The sequence below is a fragment of the Sporosarcina cascadiensis genome (assembly GCF_009650995.1).
Taxonomy (GTDB): domain Bacteria; phylum Bacillota; class Bacilli; order Bacillales_A; family Planococcaceae; genus Sporosarcina; species Sporosarcina cascadiensis.
Window position 1 is genome coordinate 1 of sequence record NZ_WHVV01000011.1, and the last position, 26,369, is coordinate 26,369.

At 43.0% G+C, this 26,369-nt stretch carries 20 protein-coding genes; 9 read left to right on the plus strand and 11 right to left on the minus strand.

What is annotated here, in order from left to right; genetic code table 11:
- Nucleotides 1–1,060 precede the first annotated feature (1,060 nt).
- From GDZ68_RS12335 to GDZ68_RS12355, 5 genes are all read left to right on the plus strand, one after another.
- A complete protein-coding gene (locus GDZ68_RS12335) occupies nt 1,061–3,043 on the plus strand; it encodes a methyl-accepting chemotaxis protein (protein ID WP_153722608.1) in 1,983 nt (660 codons plus the stop codon).
- 419 nt (nt 3,044–3,462) lie between these two features.
- Nucleotides 3,463–3,684 carry a DUF3311 domain-containing protein gene (locus GDZ68_RS12340; protein WP_153722609.1) on the plus strand — a complete coding sequence of 74 codons (222 nt, stop codon included), beginning with the start codon at nt 3,463–3,465 and terminating at the stop codon, nt 3,682–3,684.
- Nucleotides 3,685–3,688: 4 nt separating this feature from the next.
- Nucleotides 3,689–5,110, plus strand: coding sequence for a sodium:solute symporter family protein (locus GDZ68_RS12345; RefSeq protein WP_153722610.1), 1,422 nt, complete (start codon nt 3,689–3,691; stop codon nt 5,108–5,110).
- Between the two features lie 33 nt (nt 5,111–5,143).
- Nucleotides 5,144–6,091, plus strand: coding sequence for an AEC family transporter (locus tag GDZ68_RS12350; protein WP_153722611.1), 948 nt, complete (start codon nt 5,144–5,146; stop codon nt 6,089–6,091).
- A 12-nt stretch (nt 6,092–6,103) separates the two neighbouring features.
- Nucleotides 6,104–7,762, plus strand: coding sequence for an amidohydrolase (locus GDZ68_RS12355; RefSeq protein ID WP_153722612.1), 1,659 nt, complete (start codon nt 6,104–6,106; stop codon nt 7,760–7,762).
- A 41-nt stretch (nt 7,763–7,803) separates the two neighbouring features.
- On the opposite strand, the gene GDZ68_RS12360 is transcribed toward GDZ68_RS12355, so the two are convergent.
- Complete coding sequence (locus tag GDZ68_RS12360) at nt 7,804–8,523, minus strand: GntR family transcriptional regulator (RefSeq protein WP_153722613.1); 720 nt, start codon at nt 8,521–8,523, stop codon at nt 7,804–7,806.
- 425 nt (nt 8,524–8,948) lie between these two features.
- On the opposite strand from GDZ68_RS12360, the gene GDZ68_RS12365 reads away from it, so the two are divergent.
- Nucleotides 8,949–10,925: a methyl-accepting chemotaxis protein gene (locus GDZ68_RS12365; protein ID WP_153722614.1), complete on the plus strand. Its 1,977-nt coding sequence runs from the start codon at nt 8,949–8,951 to the stop codon at nt 10,923–10,925.
- A gap of 212 nt (nt 10,926–11,137) precedes the next feature.
- Here the strand turns inward: GDZ68_RS12365 and GDZ68_RS12370 are convergent, their stop codons facing one another.
- Nucleotides 11,138–11,842, minus strand: coding sequence for a gamma-glutamyl-gamma-aminobutyrate hydrolase family protein (locus GDZ68_RS12370; RefSeq protein ID WP_153722615.1), 705 nt, complete (start codon nt 11,840–11,842; stop codon nt 11,138–11,140).
- Nucleotides 11,843–12,651: 809 nt separating this feature from the next.
- Here GDZ68_RS12370 and GDZ68_RS12375 point away from each other — a divergent pair.
- Nucleotides 12,652–13,437: a hypothetical protein gene (locus GDZ68_RS12375; RefSeq protein ID WP_153722616.1), complete on the plus strand. Its 786-nt coding sequence runs from the start codon at nt 12,652–12,654 to the stop codon at nt 13,435–13,437.
- A gap of 271 nt (nt 13,438–13,708) precedes the next feature.
- Here GDZ68_RS12375 and GDZ68_RS12380 read toward each other — a convergent pair whose 3' ends face one another.
- Genes GDZ68_RS12380 through GDZ68_RS12410 form a run of 7 tightly spaced genes read right to left on the minus strand, consistent with a single transcriptional unit; the run spans nt 13,709 to nt 21,602 of the window.
- Nucleotides 13,709–15,511 (minus strand): helix-turn-helix domain-containing protein, encoded by a 1,803-nt coding sequence (locus GDZ68_RS12380; RefSeq protein ID WP_153722617.1) that lies wholly within the window; start codon nt 15,509–15,511, stop codon nt 13,709–13,711.
- 21 nt (nt 15,512–15,532) lie between these two features.
- Nucleotides 15,533–16,192 (minus strand): DUF1028 domain-containing protein, encoded by a 660-nt coding sequence (locus GDZ68_RS12385; RefSeq protein ID WP_153722618.1) that lies wholly within the window; start codon nt 16,190–16,192, stop codon nt 15,533–15,535.
- Nucleotides 16,189–17,169: an ABC transporter ATP-binding protein gene (locus GDZ68_RS12390; protein WP_153722619.1), complete on the minus strand. Its 981-nt coding sequence runs from the start codon at nt 17,167–17,169 to the stop codon at nt 16,189–16,191. The genes GDZ68_RS12385 and GDZ68_RS12390 overlap by 4 nt, the downstream gene beginning before the upstream one ends.
- A complete protein-coding gene (locus tag GDZ68_RS12395; RefSeq protein ID WP_153722620.1) occupies nt 17,156–18,154 on the minus strand; it encodes an ABC transporter ATP-binding protein in 999 nt (332 codons plus the stop codon). The genes GDZ68_RS12390 and GDZ68_RS12395 overlap by 14 nt, the downstream gene beginning before the upstream one ends.
- A 16-nt stretch (nt 18,155–18,170) precedes the next feature.
- Nucleotides 18,171–19,007, minus strand: a complete 837-nt coding sequence (locus GDZ68_RS12400; protein ID WP_153722621.1) for an ABC transporter permease — start codon at nt 19,005–19,007, stop codon at nt 18,171–18,173.
- Between the two features lie 18 nt (nt 19,008–19,025).
- A complete protein-coding gene (locus GDZ68_RS12405; protein ID WP_153722622.1) occupies nt 19,026–19,970 on the minus strand; it encodes an ABC transporter permease in 945 nt (314 codons plus the stop codon).
- Between the two features lie 54 nt (nt 19,971–20,024).
- Nucleotides 20,025–21,602: an ABC transporter substrate-binding protein gene (locus GDZ68_RS12410; RefSeq protein ID WP_153722623.1), complete on the minus strand. Its 1,578-nt coding sequence runs from the start codon at nt 21,600–21,602 to the stop codon at nt 20,025–20,027.
- Nucleotides 21,603–21,777: 175 nt separating this feature from the next.
- On the opposite strand from GDZ68_RS12410, the gene GDZ68_RS12415 reads away from it, so the two are divergent.
- Nucleotides 21,778–22,902, plus strand: coding sequence for an amidohydrolase (locus GDZ68_RS12415; protein ID WP_153722624.1), 1,125 nt, complete (start codon nt 21,778–21,780; stop codon nt 22,900–22,902).
- 450 nt (nt 22,903–23,352) lie between these two features.
- On the opposite strand, the gene GDZ68_RS12420 is transcribed toward GDZ68_RS12415, so the two are convergent.
- A complete protein-coding gene (locus tag GDZ68_RS12420; protein WP_153722625.1) occupies nt 23,353–24,810 on the minus strand; it encodes a methyl-accepting chemotaxis protein in 1,458 nt (485 codons plus the stop codon).
- A gap of 198 nt (nt 24,811–25,008) precedes the next feature.
- Between GDZ68_RS12420 and GDZ68_RS12425 the strand changes: the two genes are divergently transcribed.
- A complete protein-coding gene (locus GDZ68_RS12425; RefSeq protein ID WP_153722626.1) occupies nt 25,009–25,707 on the plus strand; it encodes a YjjG family noncanonical pyrimidine nucleotidase in 699 nt (232 codons plus the stop codon).
- 148 nt (nt 25,708–25,855) lie between these two features.
- Here GDZ68_RS12425 and GDZ68_RS12430 read toward each other — a convergent pair whose 3' ends face one another.
- Complete coding sequence (locus tag GDZ68_RS12430; RefSeq protein WP_153722627.1) at nt 25,856–26,242, minus strand: hypothetical protein; 387 nt, start codon at nt 26,240–26,242, stop codon at nt 25,856–25,858.
- Nucleotides 26,243–26,369 lie beyond the last annotated feature (127 nt).

Consider the following 26,369-nt stretch of genomic DNA (forward strand, 5'->3'; position numbering starts at 1 on the left):
CTCTATACAGAGAGTGACCGCTGCTGAGTAATCTCGGAGAGCAAGCTCTCGGGATTTCAATCCACACTCTCTATACAGAGAGTGACTCTGATGTAGATGTACATTTACATTTAATCAATATTTCAATCCACACTCTCTATACAGAGAGTGACCGCAATATGATGTATTCTATAAAGCACCCATACAACATATTGAGTTCAAAAAGTAAAACATCCAACTTAACAATGCTCTTTTACTCAATTTCAAGCTCAGATGCCGACAAATATGCGCGAACCTCTCTGGGATTACATGTGCACTTCGGGTTCGCCTGTCCTTCTAATTTCGATTGTAGCATGGAAAACATTATCTTTAAAATGAAACTAGCCTTTTCACAGTAAAGCACTTAATCATATAAACCGTTTTTATTGCAGACTAACTTGCAAGTAAATAAGTAAAATTAATTTAATCAGTGGCCTTAATTATAAAAGCTGTCAAACTAATAACGCTTGACCTGCCTCCCACTTTCTGACTATAAACAGGTTGTATTGCTGGCAGTGTATTGAAATAACATTTCTGTATTTGAACATGATAACTCCTTCGGCAACGCTCCCTCTCACGTTTTATTCGATAAAACTCACATAAAGAAAAAAAAAGATGTAAAGACAGCTCGCGTAGCAAATGATTATAAAGTAGCTATCGAACCAATAGAAGGTGTTAACTTACATGAAGTAGTGTCATTTAAATAAAATACCATTTAAAGGAACCTGTACATATTAGCAGGTTCCTTTACGTTTTTTAAGTTATAGATGATAACTCAATATAACTTCGCATCCCTCTATTCCTTACCCAAAAGAACAATTTGCCGGAGCAAAACCTTCAATCTTAGCACTTTCCGCAAATTAGAAAGTGTTGACTCTTCTCTACTTATACTAATTCTTTTAGTTGCCTGTGCACGATACGCTTTTCAGAATTGTGTCTAAATTGTGTGGCACACAGGCACGCCATTTAGTCCTATTCTATCAAAAAAATATATGATATAGTTATATAGCAACAGATTTGACTAGAAAGGAATTGTTTTACATTGTTTCAATCTATACGCTCCAAATTACTATTTACGGTCATGATTTTTTTCGTTATCGGCATTGCACTCATGACATTTCTGACAACTAATCAAGTAAAGAAGCACTCCATTGCGGATGCGCTGAAATCCAGCGACGCCATCGTGAATGAAATTGGTTTTGGTGTCGAGCAATTTCTGAGCAAATATGAAAGCGGTCTCAATTTATTAGCGGACGATGAGGCGATTGCGCTTTTCAAGCAAAAAGTAGATGCTGTAAAAGGCGGCAAGGAGATGGAGAAGAAGTTCGATGAGTTCCTGATGTACTATTCAGATACGTCCGCGGCTTATTACTCATCCACCACCCGTGACTCCTTCATCATGCCCTATGCAGATCTAACCGGCTACGAGCCTGAAACGCGTCCTTGGTTCAGTATGGCGGTGGAAAATCCAGAAAGCGTACAATGGATCGAACCTTATGAAGATGACCAGACAGGCGAGATTGTCATCTCCGTTTCAAAAGCAATTGTCGAAAACGGCAAAGTGACAGGTGTGGCAGGGCTCGATATTCAGCTGGGAACATTGACGGATGAAATCATTAATCGAGATATCGGCTATAACGGCTTCCCGCTGCTGCTTGACGGGAAAGGCACAGCTATCTCTCATCCTACGAAAACCGGAGAAGACGTCAGCCAGCTTACATATGTAAAAGAAATGTACAAAAACGACGATGGCATCGTGGAGTATACTGACGAAAATGGCATCGCCAAGCGATTGGTCTATACAACACTTCCGGATGTCGGTTGGAAAGTAGGCGCCGTCTATGAAGAACGTCAATTGAGCAGTCTGGCGAACAAACTGCGCAACACGACACTTTTCATTGCATTGATCACGCTGCTGGCCATATTCGCGGCATTGTATGTGGCGGTCAACCGCACAACGAAACCAATCAGCACCATTCAGTCACATATGGAATCTGCCTCTTCAGGCGATCTGACCGGCCGTACCAACATGGCCGCAACAGACGAAATCGGCAGACTCGGGAATGATTACGACCTGATGCTTGACCAGATGAGCGGCATTATCGGTATCGTCCGCACCTCAGCCGAAGACGTCCGTTCCAATTCAGAAAGTTTGAGCGCGACAGCACAGGAAACTAGCGCCGCCAGTTCAGAAGTAGCGCATGCAATCAATGAAATTGCAGAAGGTGCTTCGAAGTCAGCAGAAGATGCTGAAAATGTTACCGACCGGACAGATGCCTTAGGTCAGCAAATCAATGAAATTACCAATAATGCCGCAGCCATGCTGCAGATCGCCGAGCAAACAGGTGAGAAAAATGCGAGCGGCCAGGATCAAATGGCAGCCCTGAAGCATTCATTCGAAACAACCGGCCTGACACTGCGATCTACATCAGAGCAAACTCGGACATTAGGCGAAAAAGTTGAGGCAATCGGGCAGGTCATGGAAACCATCATGAATATCTCGAAGCAGACCAATTTGCTTGCTCTTAACGCGAGCATCGAAGCAGCACGGGCCGGCGAACACGGCAAAGGTTTTGCAGTAGTGGCAGATGAAGTCCGCACACTTGCAGAACAAACTGCCCAATCCACCGAAAACGTCGGCAGCACCATCCGCGAACTGCAGGATGAGTCCGACATGGTCGCCAGTCAATTACATGAAACGATCGAATCCTTCAAACAGCAGGGAGTTGTCGTCCAAGAAACCGAAACGACATTCGAAGAACTTTCCAGCCTGATGGCCGACATGCAGCAAAGCATTCATCTGGTCACAGAAGAAATTAAACAAATCAGCATCCACAAAGAAGAAGTGCTGTCCACCATCCAAACGATGACCGCCACTTCCCAAGAAACCGCAGCCGCCTGCGAAGAAGTGAGCGCCTCTTCTGAAGAGCAGCTCCGGGCTATTGGCGCGGTAACGGATGCAGCAGTGACATTGACGGATTTAAGTGAACGGCTGCAAGAGGCAATTGAACGGTTTAAGTCATAATAAGGAAAGACCCGCCAGCTTTAAATTGCTGGCGGGTCTTTTTTAGTATTGACATGTATACGAAAAAAAATTGACTTCTGCCTGATTGTCAAAACCAAGCAATAGCAAGGAACTTGATCACTTTACTAACCTAATTTTCCTCTACTCACTGCCAGCAATCTTCTCGTTTTGCACTTCTCTTTTTAGATTGCTTACACATTTACTGCAAAAAAATCATCTCAAGCGATCTGCTACAAAATTAAGTGTTTTTGCTTCACATGCAAAATTCACGCCAAAAACCCTCTCATTCTTCCTTAAAACTATTATTTTTTTATTTTCTAAATTTTCTATTGACGTTCTACTTCCCTCTCATTATACTTAATTTCAACTGGTACGGACATCATGATGACTGTACCGCATTTTGTAAAGGAGGGGTAAAGATGACGCGACGAACAGCACTCAATGTCTTCATTGGGTTGGTCATTCCATTTGTAGGTATAGTAAGCGGAATACTTGTATTCAGAAATTCCGAACAGTTTGTTCTAGGTTTTCCGATTTTGTATTTTTGGATGTTTTTGTGGTTTGTACTGACTTCAATTTGTATTTCGTTATCCTGGTTTTTCTTTGACAGTAAAGATCCTGAAATAGAGTGGGAGGAGTAACGTAATGGCCATTGTGATATTTAGTTTAATTCTTATTTTTTCGCTGTACTTAGCAGTTCGTTCTTCCAATAAATCAAAAAAAGACAATATGGAAGATTATTTGGTAGGCGGTCGTTCATTTAACGGCTTCATCCTATTCTTTTTAGCCATCGGAGAAGTGTACAGTATTGGAACGATTATCGGCTTCCCAGGCGGAATTTATGCAAAGGGGGTCGGATATGGGCTTTGGTTCCTCGGCTATATTTTATTGGCGTATCCGATCGGTTATTTCCTGGCACCACTCATCTGGCGAGCGGGGAAAAAATATAACGCCATGACAGCACCGGATTTATTCAAAAGTCATTTCGGCAGCCGCCCGCTTGAACTCATCGTGGCTTGTTCTTATTTAATCTTTTTAATTCCTTGGGGACAGTTGCAGTTTGAAGGGCTGAATGTAGCACTTAATGCACTGGGGTTTAATTTGCCTCCAGCAGTTGCGGTATTCATCGCCGGCGTCATTGCTTACATTTATATTTCGGTTTCTGGTGTAAAGGCACCCGCGATTATTTCGATTCTAAAGGATATTTTATTGTTTGCTGCCATCTTAATAGTGGGGATTGCAGCATTTAAAAATATCGGCGGAGTGCATAACCTGTTTTCAGAGGCTAAAAGTCACGGCGCGTCATTATCGTTTGGAAACACAGGCGACTTAACATTTTCTGTCACCACAATCATTTTCCAAGCAGTCGCATTTTATTGTTTACCATTCATTGTGAACGTAGTCTTCACTAGTAGATCAGAGAATACCATTAGAAAAGCACAGCGCTTTATGCCACTCTATATGTTAATGTATCCATTCCTGATTGCATCTTCGTATTTCGCATTAGTCGGAATACCGGATTTAGAAAATCCCAACCATGCATTCATAGCTACAGCAATCAGCCTATTGCCATCCTGGGTGGTCGGTTTAGTAGCAGCAGGTGCTGCATTATCAGGGCTGCTGGTACTTGCCATCACTTCATTAGTAGTGGGCGGTATCTTCACTCGCAATCTTATGCCGAACATTCCCGAAAACAAGCAAAGAAGCCGTTCTCAAATCGTCGTGATTGTCTATTTACTAATCTCTATGGTCCTAACTGTCGGTTTCCCAAGCTTGATGCTTCATTTAATCAATACAGCTTACTTTGGATTTGGACAAATCCTGCCGGGTATTTTGGCAATTGTATTCGCAAAAGGGGCAACAGCCAAAGGGGTCGGGGCTGGTATTATTACCGGAACGGTCATCGCGCTGACTCTTCAATTTACCGGCGCTAGCATCTTTTCAATCAATAATGGCCTAGTCGCACTAATCTTCAACTTTGCAGTCACGATCATTGTTAGTTTACTGACAACGAATAAAGTAAGCCTTCTTACTCCACAGCCTGCATTGAAACCAACGAAGGATTAATCGACTGAATAAGGTTGTAGGAAGTGGTTTGTTATGGAACTAAGCGAAGTATTTCATTCCATCTCTGTCATCGCAATCATGATTTTAATCGGCACAGCACTCGCCCGTGTTACACCGATTACTGAAGATACACGTCGTACCTATACGACTTTGATTGTGAACGTGGCGATGCCCTGTATTATTCTTTCCAGTATTTTCAAAGTTTCTATCGATGAGTCCATTCTACGAAATATGGGGCTGGTCTTCCTCCTATCCATCGGGGTTAATTTAATCGGGATCGGGATCGGCTGGTTTTTCGCCTCTGCCAGCACGGAAAACCGGAAACTCCGTCAAGAAATCGCACTTTTATCAGGGCTCGGGAATACCGGCTTTATCGGAATTCCTTTATGTGCTGCAATTCTCGGTCCTGAAGGTGCCCTGTACGCTGCTGTTTTTGATGCAGGTGTCGATCTGGTCATTTGGACAGTGGGCGTCATGATCTTAAATAACTCGTTTCGCTTTACGTGGGCAACGTGTAAGTCTTTAATAAACATCCCACTAATTGCCATTATCTTTGGTTTGCTCTTTGCCGTGATTAACTATCGTCCGCCAAGTGTGTTTATTGAATTAACAAATCAATTAGCTGCTTTGGCCTCCCCGCTGGCAATGTTTTATATCGGGCTGTTAATCATGTTCCGCAGCAATCATACAGTGAAAACGAGAAACAGTAATCTCATTGCACCGGTTGTATCTAAATTAATTATTTTACCGCTTATCACATTATCGATTATTCGGACCTTTCCTATTCCATTAAACGACGTAACGAGTAAAGTCCTGCTCATGCAAGCCATGATGCCCACGCTGACATTGGCATCCATTCTTTTTACAAAGCATTCAAAAAATGATGTATTTGGAGCCTTGACGACCATAACGTCAACCATTCTGGCTCTCTTAACGATACCATTACTTATTTTGCTGTTCAGTAAATTCAATTATATGTAAGGAGCTGGTTTTTTGGTACAAGTAGATACACTATACACAAACGCCAATGTACTGACACTGGATAATGAAAATAAACGGGCTGACATAGTAGCTGCATATGATGGGAATATTATCGGAGTTTGGACCCATGAACAATACAAACAAATTAAAGAGGTTCTTGTCACTGCAGAAATCGTCGATCTGAAAGGTAAAACAATGATACCTGGCTTTATTGACACGCATAATCATTTGCTCATGTACGCGCTGAATAAAGGACAGGTCAATTGTTCCTCTGAAAGAAATAAGAGTATCGACGAGATTCTCGCAAATCTGCGGGTATTCGGCGAGAAAACAAATGATGACAGCTGGATCATAGGTTACGGTTATGATGATACGCTGCTTGCGGAAAACAGACACCCGACGCGCTATGATTTAGACCAAGTAAGTACCGACCGGCCGATTTTCATTAAGCATATTTCGAATCACTTAGCAGTCGCCAACAGCTGTGCCCTGCAGCTTGCACAAGTCGATGACTCCATTCAAGACCCTGCCGGCGGTCATTTCGGACGTGATGAAAATGGTCAGTTAACCGGCGTTTTATATGAACCGGCGGCTATGGATTTAGTATTTAAATATGCACCGACCCCATCCGATGAGGAAGTCGTCCAATTGATCGAACGCGCCGCACAAGATTATCTGGCACAAGGAATTACGACAAGCTCTGATGCAGGTATCGGTCTGGTACTCGGACCTAAAGAATATGAACTGCATATGAAAGCCTTGCAGGATGATGCGAATCCCCTGCGCATGCGCTTTATGGTAATGTATGACTTATTGTCTGAAGGCGGCCGCTTTGCACAGCACTCCGCTGAAGAACTAGACAGTCAAATTCAACAAGATTCCCATGGCAAGGCCAGACTGGACAGCGCCAAGCTTTTCCAAGACGGTTCTATTCAAGGACTGACCGGCGCTCTACGCAAGCCATATTACTGCGATGAGTCTTTGGTGGGCGTCTTGATCATGTCACAGGACGAGCTGAATCAATACGTTCAGGATTTTCACGACCGCGGATTTCGGGTAACGACTCACGGAAACGGTGATCGTGCCATTGGATCGATTATTGAAGCCTATCAACAGGCGATCGACAACTCTCCAAAAGCAGATCACCGTCATCGGATTGAGCATGTACAGACCGCGACTTCTGAGGACTTACAAGAAATGAAAAAATACGACATCGCCGCTTCCTTTTTCATCAACCATGTCTATTACTGGGGAGACCGACATAAGCGCATTTTCCTCGGACCCGAACGCGCGGAACGAATGAACGCTTTAAAAGAAGCATCTGAACTCGGTATGCTCTACACGCTGCACTCCGACTGTCCGATTACTCCCATCTCGCCGTTATTTTCTATCTGGGCGGCGGTCAACCGGATTACCCGTGAAGGGAATGTACTGGGTGAAAATCAAAAAATAGACGTCATCGAAGCCTTAAAGTCGATGACAATCTACGGTGCTCAATTAAACTTTGATGAGAAAACAGCAGGTACTATTGAAGTCGGCAAAGCAGCTGATTTCGCCATCCTGGATAATGACCCAACCGCTGTGTCCCCTGTGGAACTCAACAACATTTCAGTGGAGATGACCATTATCAACGGAAAAACCGTCTATCAAAAAACGGCCGTCAAGCAATAAAAAACGAAGACTCCCTGCACAATAACGGGGGAGTCTTCGTTTTATTTTCTAGACCGTTCTGATTTAAAATGAAATGCATACTTATCAGGATGATAATCCGCTAAATAATACTCGACAATCTCTCCCATATCATCATACACCAGCCGCTCCAAATGAAGCGTATGACTATCCTCCGCCAGCTGCAGCAACACCGCATCTTCCCGAATAATACGCCGTGATGTAATCGTCTCGTCCGCACCAAATAATCGAATGTCCAACTCATTCTCCAGCAGATCATAAAGCGTTCCCTGCTTAATATCCATCTCAGCCAGTGCCAATCCAATTGCCACAGGATAATACTGTGTCTCCACGGCCAAAGGAACTTCACTCGCAAAGCGCACCCGCTTAATCAAATACGCCTGCTTCCAATCAATTAATTCACGCAAAGCTTCCGGGACTTCCACTACCCCGTGCGCCACCAACTGCGTACTCGGCTTTTCCCCCATTCTCTCAATCATTTCCGTCGTACTTATCAAATTCCCCTGCCAATAATGGGGAGGCTGCTCTGCAATAAACGTACCCTTTCCATGCTTCTTTTCCAGCAATCCGTCAATGACCAACTGCGAAATTGCCTCTCTTACTGTACTTCGGCTCACGTTGTACGTTTCCATCAATTCCCGCTCACTCGGAATCTTCTCTTTGAAAATCCCCTTCTTAATTTTCTTTTCAATACTATATCGAACCTGTATATGCAACGGAACCGGATCGTTCGGATCAATCATGCCACCGACCTCCTTAGTCTTGCAAAATAGCCCGCGATTCTCTGTCTTATGAGTTAATGATACCGAACATAGTTCGTTGTGTCTATTAAAGGGTATATTATTCCTTACCAAGACTCCGCCAATTCCCCTTACACATGTTCGCTTCACAGAATCATGTATTGGATACAGCTTTTACAATTGCTCTGTCCATCCTGTACGTAGTCTATATAACTTTATCTTAGCAAGGCACTGTATTATTTTCGTAAAATAATACCTCGAATACTCAGATGATATTGTATGCAAATCAGAATTGCGTCTGATATTTGAACAACTTAACAGCTTGCATATATGAAATATATGGTATTTACATAATAGTATTGAATCTCGTTCATTTTTTCCGAAATAAGACTGTAAACCAAATTTTCTTTTAGGAAAGGAACAAAACCATGCAAAAATCGTTAAAAACCAAAATTATCGGATCGGCCATCCTGCTATTTGCGTTCGGCATACTGCTCATGGTCTACATGGTAAACGATCAAGTGAAGAAGATTAACCAGCAGGAAGTTCAGGAATCCAGCGAAGCACTGGCAGATCAGATGACCTATACAGTAGAAAATTTCATCGGACAATATACAAAAGGCCTTCAGGCGATCGGAGAATCCTATTCTGTCGAAAATTTCACAGGCGCCGATGGTGAATTAGTTACAGAAAAGCAGTTGACCGATAAGCTGATGGACTATCTTGAAATTTATCCGGATGCTTCTACCATCTATTACACGCTTCCCAATAAAACGATGTATCCGGGCGGTTATGATGCTAGCTATGATCCGACTGAAAGAGACTGGTATAAGCATGCTTTTGAAAATGCCGGCAACGTCATCTGGTCTCCCCCCTACCCTGATTCGTCGACAGGAGCTTATATGATTACAGGCTCGCAGGCCATCGAGAGAAACGGTAAAATACAAGGAGTTCTTGCGATGGACATCGAGCTGACTGCCCTGACGAATATGTTGAACGAACTTGATATTCCACAAAAAGGAGCACCCGTTTTAGTCGACCAGAACGGTCTGGCTATTTCTCACCCGACACGCTCCGGTGAAAACCTCAGCGACTTGGAATATGTAAAGGAAATGCAGCAGAATGAATTTGGCTCCATTAACTACACGACTGAAAATGATGTCAAAAAACTCGTGGCCTATTCCACCATGACAGGTTTCAACTGGAAAATCGGTGTCATTTATGAACAGGAAAATCTTATGGGCATGGCAAAACATCTGCGCACGTCTATTTTGATCATTTCGGGGATATCGCTGCTCATCGTCGGCATCATCCTCTTCGTTCTGATCGGCAAGATGCTAAAACCTGTTGCCAAGCTGCGCACATTAATGGATGAGGTAGCATCAGGCGACCTCACCGTACAGTCTGATATTCGTTCACAGGATGAAATCGGCCAGCTAAGCGAAAACTTCAACGGCATGATTGCCAATATGCACGACATCATCACCGTCGTCAATGAATCCGCAGGCAATGTCCGAATGAATTCTGAAAACCTCAGCGCCGTTGCGGAAGAAACAACTGCATCCAGCACGGAAGTCGCCCGCGCGGTGAATGAAATTGCTGAAGGTGCCCAGCGTACTGCAGAAGATGCAGAAACCGTTTCAGGAAACGCAGATGAACTGAGCCACCAAATTAACGGCATTACCGAGCGCGCCGTCACGATGAATGACATCGCTTTGCGCACCGGACAGATGAACGAAGAAGGCCAGATCAAAATGGCAAATCTCGCGCAGACCTTCCAATCGTCAGAAACCAACTTGCGATCCATGAACGAAGCCATCACCTCCCTCGGCGACAAGGTGAAAGAAATCGGCATAGTCATGGATACAATCACCAATGTTTCCGCCCAGACGAATTTATTGGCACTCAACGCCAGCATCGAGGCTGCCCGTGCAGGGGAACACGGCAAAGGCTTCGCCGTCGTTGCAAATGAAGTTCGAAAACTCGCCGAGCAGTCCGAACAGGCAACCGAAGATGTCCGTCATACAGTAGAAAGATTGCAGAAAGAATCGTCTGCCGTTACCACGCAGATGGAAGAAACAATCGCCACCTTCCGTAAACAAGGACTCGTCGTCCAGGATACCGAAACGACATTCGGCGAATTGTCCGCCCTCATGGAAGACATGCGCCAGTCCATCCAGTCCATCACGGAAGAAATCGATCTCGTCGACAAACATAAAGACGACGTCACGAATACGATTCAGACAATGGCTGCCACCTCCCAACAAACCGCAGCTGCGTGCGAGGAAGTGAGCGCATCAACAGAAGAACAGCAGCGCGCCATCCAATCCGTATCGGATGCCGCTGAAACTCTGACTGATTTAAGCGAAGAACTGAACCATGCGATTGCACGGTTTAAGGTATAAGAGATGAGAAAATGACTGCCGGGTGGCAGTCATTTTTCTTATGCGGTTCTAGGTAGGGCACATGTTAGGTGTCGCTTTAGCATCATCCAGAAGAAAGTTTCTGAATTTCACACCCTGTCATTCTCTTCTCCTTCGTTATTTCTACGGTTCAAAGTATAACCAGACAAAAGAGGAAACTTCCGAAATTGGGCATGTCCTCTTTTAATTTACATTCAGGACTTTTTCGACGCTTCAATAAACTGCTTGAATAATTGGAGCGACGTCGGATCCTTATAATTGACCAATGCTTCCGGATGCCACTGGACACCCATGACGAAACGATGCGCCTTACTTTCGACTGCCTCGATCACGCCGTCTTTAGCCACTGCCGTCACGACCAATGGCGAATTCACTTTATTGACCGCCTGCAGATGCAGGGAATTCACCTGAATCTCAGAAGCTCCGGCCATCTTCTCCAGCTTGCTGCCGCACACAATATCTATTGAATGCGTCGCGAAATCCCGGTCTGCCTGCTGTTTATGCTGCAGTATCTCTCCAGACAGCTGCGAATAAATATGCTGATATATAGTTCCGCCAAATGCCACATTCAGCACTTGATGCCCGCGGCAAATACCGAGCACCGGTTTATCCTGATCAGTCATATATCTCGCCAATGCCAGCTCCATAGTATCCCGCTCCGGCGATAATTCACCAAGTTGCTGATGCGGTTCCTCATCATAATTAAGCGGATTAACGTCTTCCCCACCTGTCAGCAGCAAACCGTCCAGCCGGTCACAAACCTGCTCATTATCCTCAAGTCCTGCAGGCAATACGACAGGCAGCCCGCCTGCTTCCAGAATGGCACGGCTGTAATTTGCCTGTACCCATATTTCTCCGTTTTCGTCCAGGTCTGATGTAATTCCAATTAGCGGCTTCATTATGCAGCATTCTCCTTTTCTCTCTATACATTCTCTTATTACCCTCAATTGCTCAGTTTAAGCTTTTCTGCACCATCCAGAAATCGCTTCGTTAATTTATCAAGTCATGCTATAAAGGATAGAATACGAAGTAGGTGCAAAATAAACAACAGAAGCATTATTGCAGAAACTTTTTAAAAAAATCGGCGTTCTCAAAGAAGACATTGCAGAAAGAAGACAGGATATCCAAAACTTAAAGACGAGCAGGTACAAAAATTAAACAAGCAGTTTTAAAAACAAACGATCTCGTTAAAGACTTGGCTGAAAAACAGACTAGCCAATGCAATCATCACAGTCCTCTCTTCGCGTTCTATCGAGCATGAAGCAATTCTAAAGCACGTTCACTAATCCCGGCACAATCCCCAACTTATAGTTTCCATAAAAGCGAGAAGCGTTCTGCTAAACCGGAACGCTTTTCGTGTTTTCCGCAGTCTTTATTACTTTCAAGCATCCTTCCATCACACCCTAAGCTGAACTCTCCGTCGAAAACAGATATCCCACCCGCTGAAAATCAATTGACAATATATCTTTTTGAACAAAAATTATAATGGAACTTCTGGAAATTAGACTCGTCGTCTATTCCACCTCCCAAAACAAACATACGTTTGTGAAAATGATATAACAATTTAAAATGAAAGTCAATTTATTCCGAAAATTAATAATTCACCTGACAAGTGCGTGCAATTTTTCATTTTATTCGCGGTCATCCAATCACGGTGTATCCTTTTAGCCCCCTCCCTTCTATATAGAAAGAAAAAGGGGTTTTTCTCATGACACATTATCTGTGTAAGTTCGCAAAGTTTGAAAATAAAAATGAAATGGACGCGGCAGCACGAAAGCATGCAGATATTCACTGGAATGCCATGAACAAAACAGACCGCGCCGTTCTGGAGATGATTCGCTGCTATTCAGTAAAATTTCTAGCCGCGCATTTAAAACATCAGACAATCGAACTGAAACTCGGCGTATCGAATTCCACGGTCAGACGCACCCTTCGCAAACTGGAAAAGCTGCAGATTATCGAACGGATCCAATTCGTCAGACCTGTCATGAGCGGGCTCGGAGCGAATATTTATCTCATTTTTCCTGTTAATGACCAGTCGAAAATGAACAGGGGCGGACAGGTGGCTGAGCCCAGCAATGACGCGGTTCCAGAGCCTATTTCGGAAAACGAACCTTCTTTCTATAAAGCTCTAAACATTCAAGACCCTATAAAGACGTCTCCCCTTTCAGGTGAAAAGTTATCCACAACATTGTTTGCGAAGATGAAAGAATTGCTGGCGCTCACCGGAGACAGCTCAAAGGCAAGGGAATTTTTCGCAATCTACAGAGTACTGACAGGACGTATGCTGAAATTCGAAATCTATCAGGAATCGAAAGGGATTTTCGAGGACCTGGGACACCGTGCGATTTATATCAGTGTCATGGCGACGAAGAAAAAGAAGATCCATAATCTGCCGGGTTATTTTAAAGGTGTTCTGCGTGAATTGATTGATGAGACGTTTTTTGAGGATATTTATCAGGAGTACAGCGTGCCGGTGGAGGCTTTGTTTTGAAGAGTTTTTCAGGATACACAGAAAAGTTTTATTTGGATTGTGCAGAATACTTGAATCGACTTAAAAAAGACAGCCCAATAAAACTTCCCATTAGACTGTCGTTCAATTTATTTTCAATATATTCTCAGACTGATTTTCAGCACACCTCTCAAAACTCCGCCAGCAAAGATTGCTCGGTTGTTAAATACTAAAGCTACTATTTCAGGTTGATTTTACTGAGCCTTGTAGTTCCTTAACAATATTTAGAGGTCATTGATTCCTAAGTCATTAATCAATCATGCAAATAATCATAAATTTTACATGCCAATTGAACATCGAACCACTTTTCAGGATCTGTCAGCATAATGCCTAACGTTGTTTCTATTCGTTTCAACCTATAATAAAGTGTATTCTGATGGATCATTAATTGATCTGTTGTGAGCTTCAACGCTTTATTATTCCGCACATATACACGTAAGGTCCCCAGCAGCTCTTGGTTCGATTCAGTAAGCAATACACCTAAATGATCTGTTAAGAATGTTTCCAATTCAGTACGTTCCAAGTCCAATAATATCCGGTTGATGCCACCATCTGAAAACAGATGAACTCTTCCTGTTCTCTTTTTCCTTAATAAAGACAAGCTTTTTTCTGCGTCTTCGAAAGACTTAGGTATATCATGAAAACTGTCATACACTCTTCCTAAACCAATAAAAACAGGCCAATTCATGGAACTCAAATATTTTGAGAGCTCGGTCAATGAACTCCTGGCGCTCTCTTTTCCTCCCGATTCCGGAAAAGAAATAAAGGCAATGATTTGCTGATCTCGCTGTGTAACGATCCCTTTAATATGATGAAATTCTAAAGCTCCCTCAATCCACTTCATCCATTTCTCACGTTCGTATCGACTATCGTTTGAATTCTTTTCTAGTTCACTACAAATGAGCGCTACATAGAAATCACGTGGCATGAGCCCTAAGTTTTTAGCTTGCTCATCCAATTGACTGTCATATGCGCCCAACAAAACCTTTTCAAATAACTCACCATAAATCATTTGCTGTGCTTCTTTAATCGAGTGTTGCTTAATCATTTCAAGAGACAGTAAAGAAGCTCCGTATTCCAGCAACATTCGATTTACTTGGTGAATCTCTTTCTCTTCAATAAATGTCAACAGAAACCCAATGACGGAATCCGATCCAACAATCGGTATGATAATGATCGATGTACCCTTTTTGTCATTATAAACTTGCCATTTTTTCGTAGCAATCACATACTGTACTTCTTTTGTTGAAATCATTCCAGGAGGAAGTTGTACAGGAATCGATTGGCTTGGAGCGATCAAATTAAACAGATCATCATACAACACTATCGGTGCCTGTACGTATGTCTGCAAAGCGGACACCATTTCGGCAATCCCCTTCTTCTTGTTGCTGAGCATCGTTAATTCATTATATAAATCTGCTGTTTTCTGCTGCTGCTCATGTTCTTTATGTAGGGCGATGGTCGTTAATTTAAGTTCTTTCTCCAAATAACGCTCTTTTTCTTTCGCTAAATGAAATCTGTAGGACATCGTAAGAACCGGAGTAAACATTTGAAGCGTTTTTACAAAGTCCTCCGGGTAATGCGCCAAAGGATCATGTCCGCTCATCGTTAACACACCCACCGCGCCATGATCATCCATCAGCGGTAGCGCGATAGTTTGATTGGGATACTCCGCTGCAATAGTGGATTGGATGTAGTGCGATAGATTGGAAGGGGTCATCGTACGCATCGCTTTAATCACAGCTTCACGCGTAATGAGAAACTGGGGCTCTTTCATTTGATAGGCCAATCCTGTAATTCCTTCGCCCGGCTTTAATTGTGTTTTACGATAACTTTCTTCTGAATAGCCTATGGCATATTTTACGATCAACTTATTTGTTTTCTCGCTGAATATAAATAAGAATCCAGAATCGAATTGTGGTATTGTACCAATCATTTCATCTAGAATTTTTTTCAGAAATTGATTTTGTCCCACTGCATTTAAAATGGCTGACGTAGCCGAACTCAGAACTTCATATAAGGCATTATTAGGTATATCCGTTTTGGAAGTGTTCACATCTGCCCCGCCCTTTCCGTTCTATGTCAGTCGGATACCCGCTTCAATCGTTTCCACCCATTCATCATATCGATCAATCAGCACATGCTTGTTTTTCAAATAAATTTGTTCCAATTCGAGAACCGGCTCTTCCGCGTCGTCTACCCGGAAGTCTACATATGGATATCCTTCCAAGGCAACCACTTTGAGTATGGCAGATTGCTTACCTCGGCGATCGCCGCCCATTTGATCTCCCTTAACCAATGCGGCCAGCAGCTTATCTTGTAATTTTCCTTCTGTATTTTTAAATGCATATTCCATGGCGCCCAGCATTTCTTTATTTGCAAGGAGATTTCCCAAAATAGCATAATGCTCTCCAATTATATGGCCCTTCTCTTCATCGTTATCAATTCCAGTATACACAGCGCTATTGCCAAATCGGTCTACTACCGCTAATTGACGTAATTCTCTTCCAGGGTCACCATGGAGCAATGTATTGAGCGTCGCATTCGCCGTGTGGCCATCACGTAAAAAGTGCATGCCTTTTCCACCAAGCGACGGATTCACCCAACCTTGTGTAGCGATAATTCCTACGTCTGCTTGAATAGCAGGTGAATGTGCGCCTACAGCCGGAAAACAAGAAGCGATTGCAGCTCCAAAATTACCTGTATCAGGACAACGTGCAATGATTGAATACGTCATAATAAACTCTCCTCTACTAGATGACACGCAACAAAATGTTCCGGTTCTACTTCTCTTAGCTCTGGAATCGCCTGTTTGCAAATGTCTTGTGCCAAAGGACAACGCGTATGAAATTTACACCCGGCAGGCGGATTCATAGGGCTCGGAATATCTCCGAATAATTTTATGCGATCCCGTGAAATGGTTGGATCTGGTATAGGAATAGCTGAAATAAGCGCTTGCGTATAAGGATGTAATGGTTTCTCATACAAACGTTCGCTTGAAGTCAATTCTACAATACCACCTAGATACATCACAGCAATCCGATCACTAATATACTCAATTACACTCAAATCGTGTGCGATAAACAAATAAGTCAAATCAAATTCATCCTGCAAATCTTTCATCAAATTAATGATTTGCGCTTGTATGGAAACATCCAATGCGGCAACAGGTTCATCCGCTACAATGAACTTCGGATTTAACGCCAATGAACGCGCAATTCCAATCCGCTGACGCTGGCCGCCAGAAAATTCATGGGGATATCGTGTCAAATAATCCTTTGGAATACCTACCGCATCGACAAGCTTCAATAAACGCTCTTTCCTATTCTGAACTTTATACGTTCGCAACGGCTCGCTAATCAGCTCTTCTACCGTCATTCGTGGATTGAGCGAAGCATAGGGATCTTGAAAAATCATTTGAAAATCTTTGCGTTTAGCGCGCAATTGTTCTTTTGAATACTCCAGCACATTTTCACCTTCAAAATATACCGATCCTGACGTCGCCTCCATTAATCGTAGAAGCAAGCGCCCTGTAGTGGATTTTCCACAGCCAGATTCACCGACAATTCCTAGTGTCTCTCCCTTATAAACTGTAAAAGATAGATTTTCCACCGCACGAATGATTTCTTGTTTTTTATTTAAGAATGAACCGCCTAATGTAAAATGTTTCGTTAGACTTTCCACCCGTACAAGCTCTTGATTATTGGTTTTCATCTCCACCCTCCTCGTTAACTAGATGACACGCTACTTGATGTTCAGTTTGCTCTTTTTTTAAAGCAGGTTGAACGGATCGGCATTTATCCATTACAAAAGGACATCGATCTGCAAAGGCGCAGCCGCTTGACAGATGATGTAAATTGGGTGGCTGTCCCGGAATTGGCGTCAATCGTGTTTTATCTCCGAGTTTTGGAAGCGAGGCCAGCAGTCCTTGTGTGTACGGATGTTTAGGGTTTGAGAACAACTCCGCTACAGATGCCTTTTCTACGATCTTCCCTGCATACATAACCGCGACTTGATCACATATTTCCGCCACTACCCCTAAATCATGTGTAATGAGCATAATGCCTGCGCCCGTTTCATTTCGCAAATCCAGAATTAGCTCTAAAATTTGAGATTGGATCGTAACGTCCAGTGCTGTGGTCGGTTCATCTGCAATGAGAAGCTTCGGATTCCCAGCAAGTGCCATCGCAATAACTCCGCGTTGTCTCATTCCACCACTAAACTCATGGGGATATTGTGCAGCCCGAACCTCCGCAGAAGGAATTCCTACGCGCTTAATCATTTCAATAGCCTTGCTCCAAGCATTCTTTTTGGAAAATCCCTCATGTATCATAGGTACTTCCGCAATTTGATTGCCTACCGTATATACTGGATTCAGTGATGTCATAGGATCCTGCGCAATTAAGCTAATTTCCTTCCCTCTGATTTTCTGCATCTGCCGCTCCTGTAATTTAAGCAAATCTTGCCCCTCAAATAGAACTTCTCCGTTCACCTGTTCACTTTTCCTACTGCCGATCAAACGTAAAATTGATTGTGAAGTCATACTTTTTCCAGAACCTGATTCACCGACAATGCCTAAAATCTGCCCATGATCGATTGTAAAAGAGACATTATCAACCGCCCGCACCAATCCCCGATCTGTACGAAAAGAGGTAGTCAATGATTTCACTTCTAATAACGGTTTCTTCACTTCAGGCATAGTAGTTGACCTCCTTTTAACGTTCATTTTTCAAACGTGGATCCAGTGCGTCACGCAATCCATCTCCCATAATATTAAAGCTCAGTACAGCCAGCGTGATTGCTACACCAGGGAATATGGCAGTCCACCAAGAAATCTCCATCCAATCTTTCGCCTCACTCAACATAATGCCCCATGAAGGCGTGTCTGGTGAAACCCCTAATCCCAAGAAACTTAATGCTGCTTCGGCTAAAATAGCAAAAGCAAACGAAAGCGTAACCTGCACGATTAAAGGTGCTAACGAATTGGGCAGTATATGGCGAAGCATGATTTGAAAAGAGTTGACTCCCATTGATCGTGCAGCCTCAATATATAACGAATCACGAATACTGAGGACCGCGCCGCGAGCAATTCGAGCGAAAATCGGAGTATAGACAATACCGATTGCAATCATCAAATTCGTTAGGCTCGGTCCCAAGATCGCCATAATAACTAATGCCAGTAGAATATCCGGAAACGCGAACAACACATCCGTAATCCTCGATAGCACTTGGTCAATCTTCCCGCCAAAATAGCCTGCGACAATTCCGATAATCGTTCCAAAAAACAACGAAAAACCAACTGCTATCAATCCAACCTTCAATGAAATTTGTGTTCCATATAAGATTCGGCTGAAAATATCACGTCCGAACTGATCGGTTCCAAACCAATGTTGACCATTTGGCGAAGTAAGCGGACTGCTCGAATCCATGAAGTACGGATCATATGGCACAATCCATTTTGCAAACAGAGCCACAACCAGAATGAGGGCAATGAATAGAAAGCCAACGAACGCAAAGCGATTTTGCTTAAATCTTTTCCAAGTATCTTTCATACGTCATTCCACCTCATCCTAACTGTATCGAATTTTTGGATTGATTAAGGCATAAATGATATCCACTGCTAAATTAATCAATACAAATGCACTGGCAATAAATAGAATTGTTCCTTGCAGCAAACTGTAATCCCGATTGGAAATTGCCTGCAAAGCAAGTTGCCCAATACCCGGCAATGAAAAAATTTGCTCAATAATAATTGAACCACCCAGTAAATATCCTGCTTGGATACCCAGCACCGTCACGACAGGAACTAAGGCATTTCGCAATCCGTGTTTCCAGATAAGACGAGAATTCGTAACGCCTTTCGCTTTTGCCATTTTCATATACTCTTCGCCTAACACTTCAAGCATTGAAGAACGTGTCATCCGCATCGTGACGGCTCCCACAGAAGTCCCTAGTGCAATACCAGGCATAATCATCGTTTTGATGTTCGCCCAAACACCATCTGAAAGAGGGACAAATCCACTGGAAGGCAACCAACTTAAATGAAGCGATAAATATAAAATCATCAATGTACCAAGCCAAAAGTTCGGAACCGAAATACCGAACATTCCAAAAAAGCTAGCCCCATAATCAACAGGTGTATTTCGCTTCAATGCTGCAATCGTGCCCAGTGGAATCGCGATTAACAAAGCAAAAAGTATACTAATAAAACTGAGTTCCAGCGTAATGGGAAGACGTGTGAGAAGTATGTCGAAAACCGGTTCATTTGTCAGGGAAGAGATTCCCAAATCACCTTTTACTACATTCATGATCCAAAGACCATATTGGACGATGATCGATTGATCCAACCCATACTTTTGTCTAAGGATTTCTGCTTGCGCTTCATTGTAATTCGTACCGAGCATAGCCGTTACAGTATCTCCAGGCACCAATCGCACCATGAAAAAGGCCAAGACGGATATACCGAACAACACAGGAATTGCAATGAGCAAACGACGTAATATATATGTAAACAATTAGACACCTCCTAGTTTGAAAAGGGATGAGCAGGCTCATCCCTTTTCCGGTGATCAGCGATCAATCCATGTAGTTTCCAAAGACTTTGTAGTGACTGTAGGATTCACATCAAAACCATGTACACCATCCCGTATCGCCGATGCATGCTGATTTGCATATAAGAATATCATCGGTGCGTCATCTACGATAATGGATTGTGCCTTTTTATAGATGTCATATCGATCGTTCTGTTCAGCTGTCTCCCTGCCTTCTTCCAATAAACTGTCGACTTCAGGATTGGAGTAGGCTTGTTGGTTAAATACTTCATCCGTGTGGAAGATGTTGTATAGGAATTCATCGGGATCGACAAACCCTACCCAGCCGACTATGGACATCTCAAAATCTTTTTTCCCTAATGCGTCAAAGAAAATACTGTCTTCCTGTTGAAGTATTTCTACATCGATTCCAATTGGCTTCAACTGTTGCTTCACCACTTGTGCCGCATCCACTTGTGCTTTGTTTTGACCTACTTTCAAGGAAATGTCAAAACCATCTTTATAACCTGCTTCTTTTAATAATGTTTTCGCTTTTTCAATATCTGGTTTTGAGTAGTTATCTAACTTCGCATCTGCCCAATGACCTTCAGGAATCGGACCGCCTGCCAAGATCGTTGCTTGGCCAAACTTCACCGCCTTATTCATTGCCTCCCGATCAATGGCCGTTGCAATGGCTTGTCTTACAGCTTTTTCTTTTAAAGGACCCGCTGTCAAATTCAACCCAATATACTCCCAATATGTACCGGTCACGGGCTCAACCGATAGACCATCCGATTTTGAAAGCAACTGAATATCTTTCGGTGACAACTGTAAAATTACATCAATTTCATTATTACGGATTGCAGTCGTTCTAGACGTCTCGTCCGGTACGGCTTTCCAAGTAATCTGATCTAGATAAGGCAGTCCTTCTTTGAAATAGTCTTCAAATTTCTCCAGCACCATTTCCTGGTCCTTCTTCCAGTGGACCAATTGGAACGGACCACTGCCTGCATCCACATTATCCAAGCTGCCGCCATTTCCCTCGACAACTGATTGATTGACGATTGCATTCATCGGATACGCAAGAAACGTTAAAAATGGAGCTACTGGCTTTTTCAGATTAATAATTACAGTTTGCTCATTCGGTGTTTCGATGGTCTCTATATCTTCGAACTGCGGCGCACGGACAAGTTGTTCAACAATCCGTTCAATCGAATATTTCACATCCTCCGATGTCAGATCATCACCGTTATGGAATTTGACTCCGTCATGCAAGGTGAATGTGTAAACGGTGCCATCTTCAGAAATCTCATAATCCTTTACTAGATCCCCTTCAATTTCACCGTACGTGCCTTCTTTATATTTAAAAAGCGTGTTGTACATATTCTCGATGTAATGCATCGATTGAGCATTTGTTTCACTATGCGGATCTAATCCCTGTGCATCATTAAGATCCACAATCGACAACGTGCCACCTTCTACTGGCTCTCCGATGCTTTCTTTTTGACCTTCTGATTTCGGCGTGTCCTCTTTCTTCGGTGAAGACTCTTGATTACCTGAACATCCGGCAAGCATCAACAATAAAGCAACCCCAAGCAATCCTACGAACCTCTTCATTACATCCCACTCCTTTTCAAGTTGTCTAACTATTCCAAGTTTAATAGATGGCGTTTGCGAATAATATAGAATTTCTCCCAAAAGTAAGCGTTATCATCTTGGAAGATATTCTAATCATTATTCGCTCCTAGTCGTTTAAAATGAAATTCATACAATAAAAAAGGAGGAATAGACAATGCTGCTTGTTAAGAATGCACTCGTCTATAAAGGCTTTGGGACTCCATCCATAGAAACGATTGCCATTGTGGAGGGCAAGTTTGCAGAACCGTTTGAGGAATCGCAACTCGAAAATACTGTAATCGATGCAAAAGGAAAAGTGATTACACCAGGGCTCATCGACGTCCATACACATCTCGGCATCAATCAACAAGGCGTAGGCGAAGCCGGGCATGATTTCAATGAATCCAGTTCAGATACAACTCCTGAAGTGAACACAATCGATGCCATCACAATGAGGGACAGCGGTTTCGAAGACGCCCGCCGCGCTGGCGTTACAACAGTCCAAGTCATGCCGGGAAGTGCAAACATCATTGGCGGGGAAATGGTCGTCATCAAAACAGCCGGAACCGTCGTCGACAAATGCATTGTCAGAAACCCATCCGGACTCAAGGCAGCTATGGGAGAAAATCCAAAAGCGTATCATCGCCAAACAGTCCAGACGAGAATGGGCATCGCAGCCCGACTGCGCGAACAGTTCCTAAAGGCAGATTATTATGCTGCACAACGAAAGGCAGGAAAATGCCCTCCAAATCTTGGACTAGATCATATCGTAAAAGTATTACATCGTGAAATTCCTCTACGCGTCCATGCACACAGAGCTGACGACATCGCGACTGTTCTACGAATCCAAAAAGAATTCCAAATCGAAGTCTCAATTGAACATGGAACAGAAGGACATCTAGTCACAGACCTGCTGGCCGGTAGCAATATCCCGGTAGCAGTCGGTCCCACCATGTCCACCCGGCCAAAGTTTGAATTAGCCGAACAAACTTGGGAAACTGTGCGTGCACTTGATGAAGCAAACATTTCAATTTCACTAACAACAGATCATCCCGTCGTAGGTATCGAACATTTAATGACAAGTGCTATCCTTGCGATTAAAAATGGATTAACAGAAGAGAAGGCATTGCAGACGATCACCTTAAATGCAGCAAAACATTTAGGGATAGCGGATCAAGTGGGTTCGATTGAATGTGGAAAAGATGCGGATTTTGTTATCTGGAATGGAGATCCCTTTGATTTGAGGTCTATTGTGGAGAGGACTTATATTGGTGGAGAGTGTGTGTATGAAAAAGTATGAAGCTTCAGCATATTTTAGACATTTAATGTTGATCGTAACACAACAGAAATTTTAAACACACTCTCTATGCAGGAAGCGTGCTCATTTTTTCAATTTTCATATTATTTATAAAATTGGTCAAGCCGCGAAAGAACATACCAATGGTCAAATTAAGATTATTGAAGAAGTGACCGAAGACAATTATACTCTACAAATCATGTAATTTTGTATGTTTTTTCGGAAACAACGTAAGCCGTGTATTAAGTAAAATGACTTATTAAAACGAACAAGAATCTGCAGCTGAGAAGTCGTTTGCGGATTCTTGTTCGTTGATAATGTTCTAAATAAATAGTAATTGTTCAGGTATTGGTATCCTTCTATGATGAATAGGTGTCCCAACTTGCGAAAAGCACTCTAAACTGGGTGAAAACCATGTACCTTTGTTGGAAAACCCTAATATTCTCTTCCTAATTACAACGAAGTAACCTTCCGGGCCGTACTGTCCATCTCTTCTGCCACAATCCGGCTATCAGCAGTCAGATTGTCGATGATTTTGCTCATTTCCTGCAAGTTAGCGGACGTCTCTTCGTAAATTGCCGCAAAATTATTTGTGGAGTCTTCGATTTCCGTTGACTGCTCAATCATTTCAGTGGATGAGGATGAAAACTGGACCAGGCCTTCATCCAGATGCTCAAGTGTCGAAGCGATCTTTAGAATCTGATCGGATACCTGTTCCGTCGTCAGCGCATTTTGTTCAATCTTTTCACTGCTCTCCGTCATTTTTTGGAAAGCGATGCGATTGCTGTCGTTCAGCTCTGACAAGTTGGCTGTGATTTTTTCGGTTGTTTTATTCGTCACGTCTGCCAATTTCCTGATTTCGTCCGCGACGACTGCGAATCCTTTGCCTGCTTCCCCGGCCCGCGCGGCTTCTATTGACGCATTGAGCGCAAGCAGATTCGTCTGTTCTGTGATCCCTTTGATGATGGCGGCGAATTCATTCGTCTCGTTCAACTTATTGGATAACGAGAGGTAGGTCTCATGCAACTGGGCAATATTCTCCTTCAGCATTATCATATCAGCTGACAGGACGTCGATTTGCTCTTTGCCTTCCCCTGCCACTCCGTTCGCTTTGCCTGATTCCCTTTTCAATTCATTTGCTAAATTGAATAAAGAAGTCATGCCGTCTTTCATGGACACCGTATTTTGCGCAATGGTTGAAATCTGACCAGCCTGCGACTGACTGCCCTCCGCCATCTCCTCCACGACAGACGCCATATTGTCCTGTGACGTCATATTTTGCTGAATGCGCACATTCATTCCTGAAATATTTTCGATAATTTCCAATGAATTCTTTTCCAAAGCCGCTTTTTCGTTCTCCTGCCTTTTTGCATCGTCCGCGAACTCCTGCGTAAAAGCTGCAACCTGTCTGAATTGCCCGGTCGTCAGCCGCATAATAGTGATGAACATGAACCCAAGCAGCAAGTACAGTAAAAAAGCATAGCTGAACAGTTCCACAACCATTTTGTCAGCGCTTGTCATCCGGTTGACGATCAGCAAGATCAGGCCATACGCATAACCGAAAAGAAACGGCTGCAGCTTCAACTGAACTGCTGAGAAGATAGCAAGGAAAATGCTGATGATAACCGCTTTCATGCCCCCGTCGAATAAAATAGTTCCAATTAAAGCAAACGTAAACACATTGAAAATAGCCGTGTAAGCATACCATTTCGGCTTATTGAATAACTTGGAAAACAGAAAATAAAATCCAACCACGCCTAAAAAATCAAGACTGTATAAAATAACAGTTCCTGTGTCATTAAACGCAATAGCCTGCATAACCGCAACAAACAGAGTGATGCCCATCGTAATCGCCATTACTTTGTTCTTTTTCAAAGTATCTTTTAATACTAACTCCTCAATTGACTGCATGATGCGCCCCCTTAAACTTCATTTCATATTCCTATATCGGTATAATTTATAAATTCTCAAGACATGGGTAATATGAAATGCAATTCTGTCAAATCATTAGAAGAAATGGGAGGTCATAAAGTCGCAGTATAAGATTTAGTAACCGGGCCTTTCCCATGTTATACTAGTAATAACTGCAGAAAAAAGGAGTCTTTCTTTATGTCATATGAGTTATTTTTATTTGATTTGGACGATACGCTGTTTGATTTTGGTGAGACGGAGAAGCATGCGCTCGGCAATACATTTACCTCTTTCGGTCTGCCGGACGGCTTGGCAAAGTACCGCGCCAGCTACCATGCCATCAGCTCGGTCATTTGGGATGATCTTGAACAAGGACGCATAACGCTTGAGGAGTTGAAAGTAGAACGTTTCCGGCGGTTATTCGAGCAGCATGATCTGACTATGGACGCACAGGATTTCGGGGATCTATATATTGAAAACTTGGGACGCGAATCACATGTCATCGACGGCGTACCGGAAATGCTTGCAGGACTGGCAGAGTACCGGTTGGCTATTTTAACGAACGGCTTCACACTCGCCCAGCTCGCCCGCATCGCCGGCTCCCCGCTGCATAATACATTCGAGGCCATCATCTGCTCCGAAGAAACAGGCTTCAAGAAACCGCAGCCTGAAATCTTCGACTATACATTTAAAAAGCTCGGCATCACGGACCCTTCCCGCGTACTGATGATCGGCGATTCGCTGACATCAGACATACAGGGAGGCATCAATGCCGGCATTGATACTTGCTGGTTTAACCCGGACGGCCGCGTGAACAACACGGCCGTCCAACCGACTTATGAGATTCATTCATGGAAAGAATTCAGTTTTTTACGCAAAGCGGCAGAAAGTTACTGATTGAGGAATGAGATAGAAGGAGCATACGTGATTTAGCTGCCCTCTTAGTTGAAAGGCAGCCATTTTGCTGTTGATTAAGTTTGTCGCTTATAACAGCTAAACATTGTATACAATTCCAAATCGTGTCTGAATTGTTTTGCATGCCTTTTCACAGGCCCATCAAAATCCACGCCACACGACCGGTCACGACTATCAGGAACAAGAATATTACAATGAATAGACTTTTAAGAATTATAGCCAATAAAGAATCGTCATAGGTTCGCATGGATTTGCACAAAGAAATACATACGATAACCGAGAGAACAAATGAAAGGATGACAAGCACCAGCGGGATAAATAAATGAATAAATGGATTGTAGAGATGTTCTACATTTTCCAGTTGAAGTAAGCCTCGAAACATGTCTTCCTCAAGCCCGCAGATATCTTTGCCTTTAATAGGCTCCAATAGTTTATCCGCAACCAACAATAGCAGGCTTACCAAACCCAATCCTGCTGTTGTCAAAATCAAATCAACATGGTCTGTCCTTTTTTCCAAGTCGCTCTCCTCTTTTCTTTCAGTTCATCAAATATATGTACTGTGAAGAGGAAGTAGGACTAGTTAGGTTAGGATCTTTTAGAGATTCATTTAGGTGTGAAGATTTATTTTTTTATTAATCTTTAAT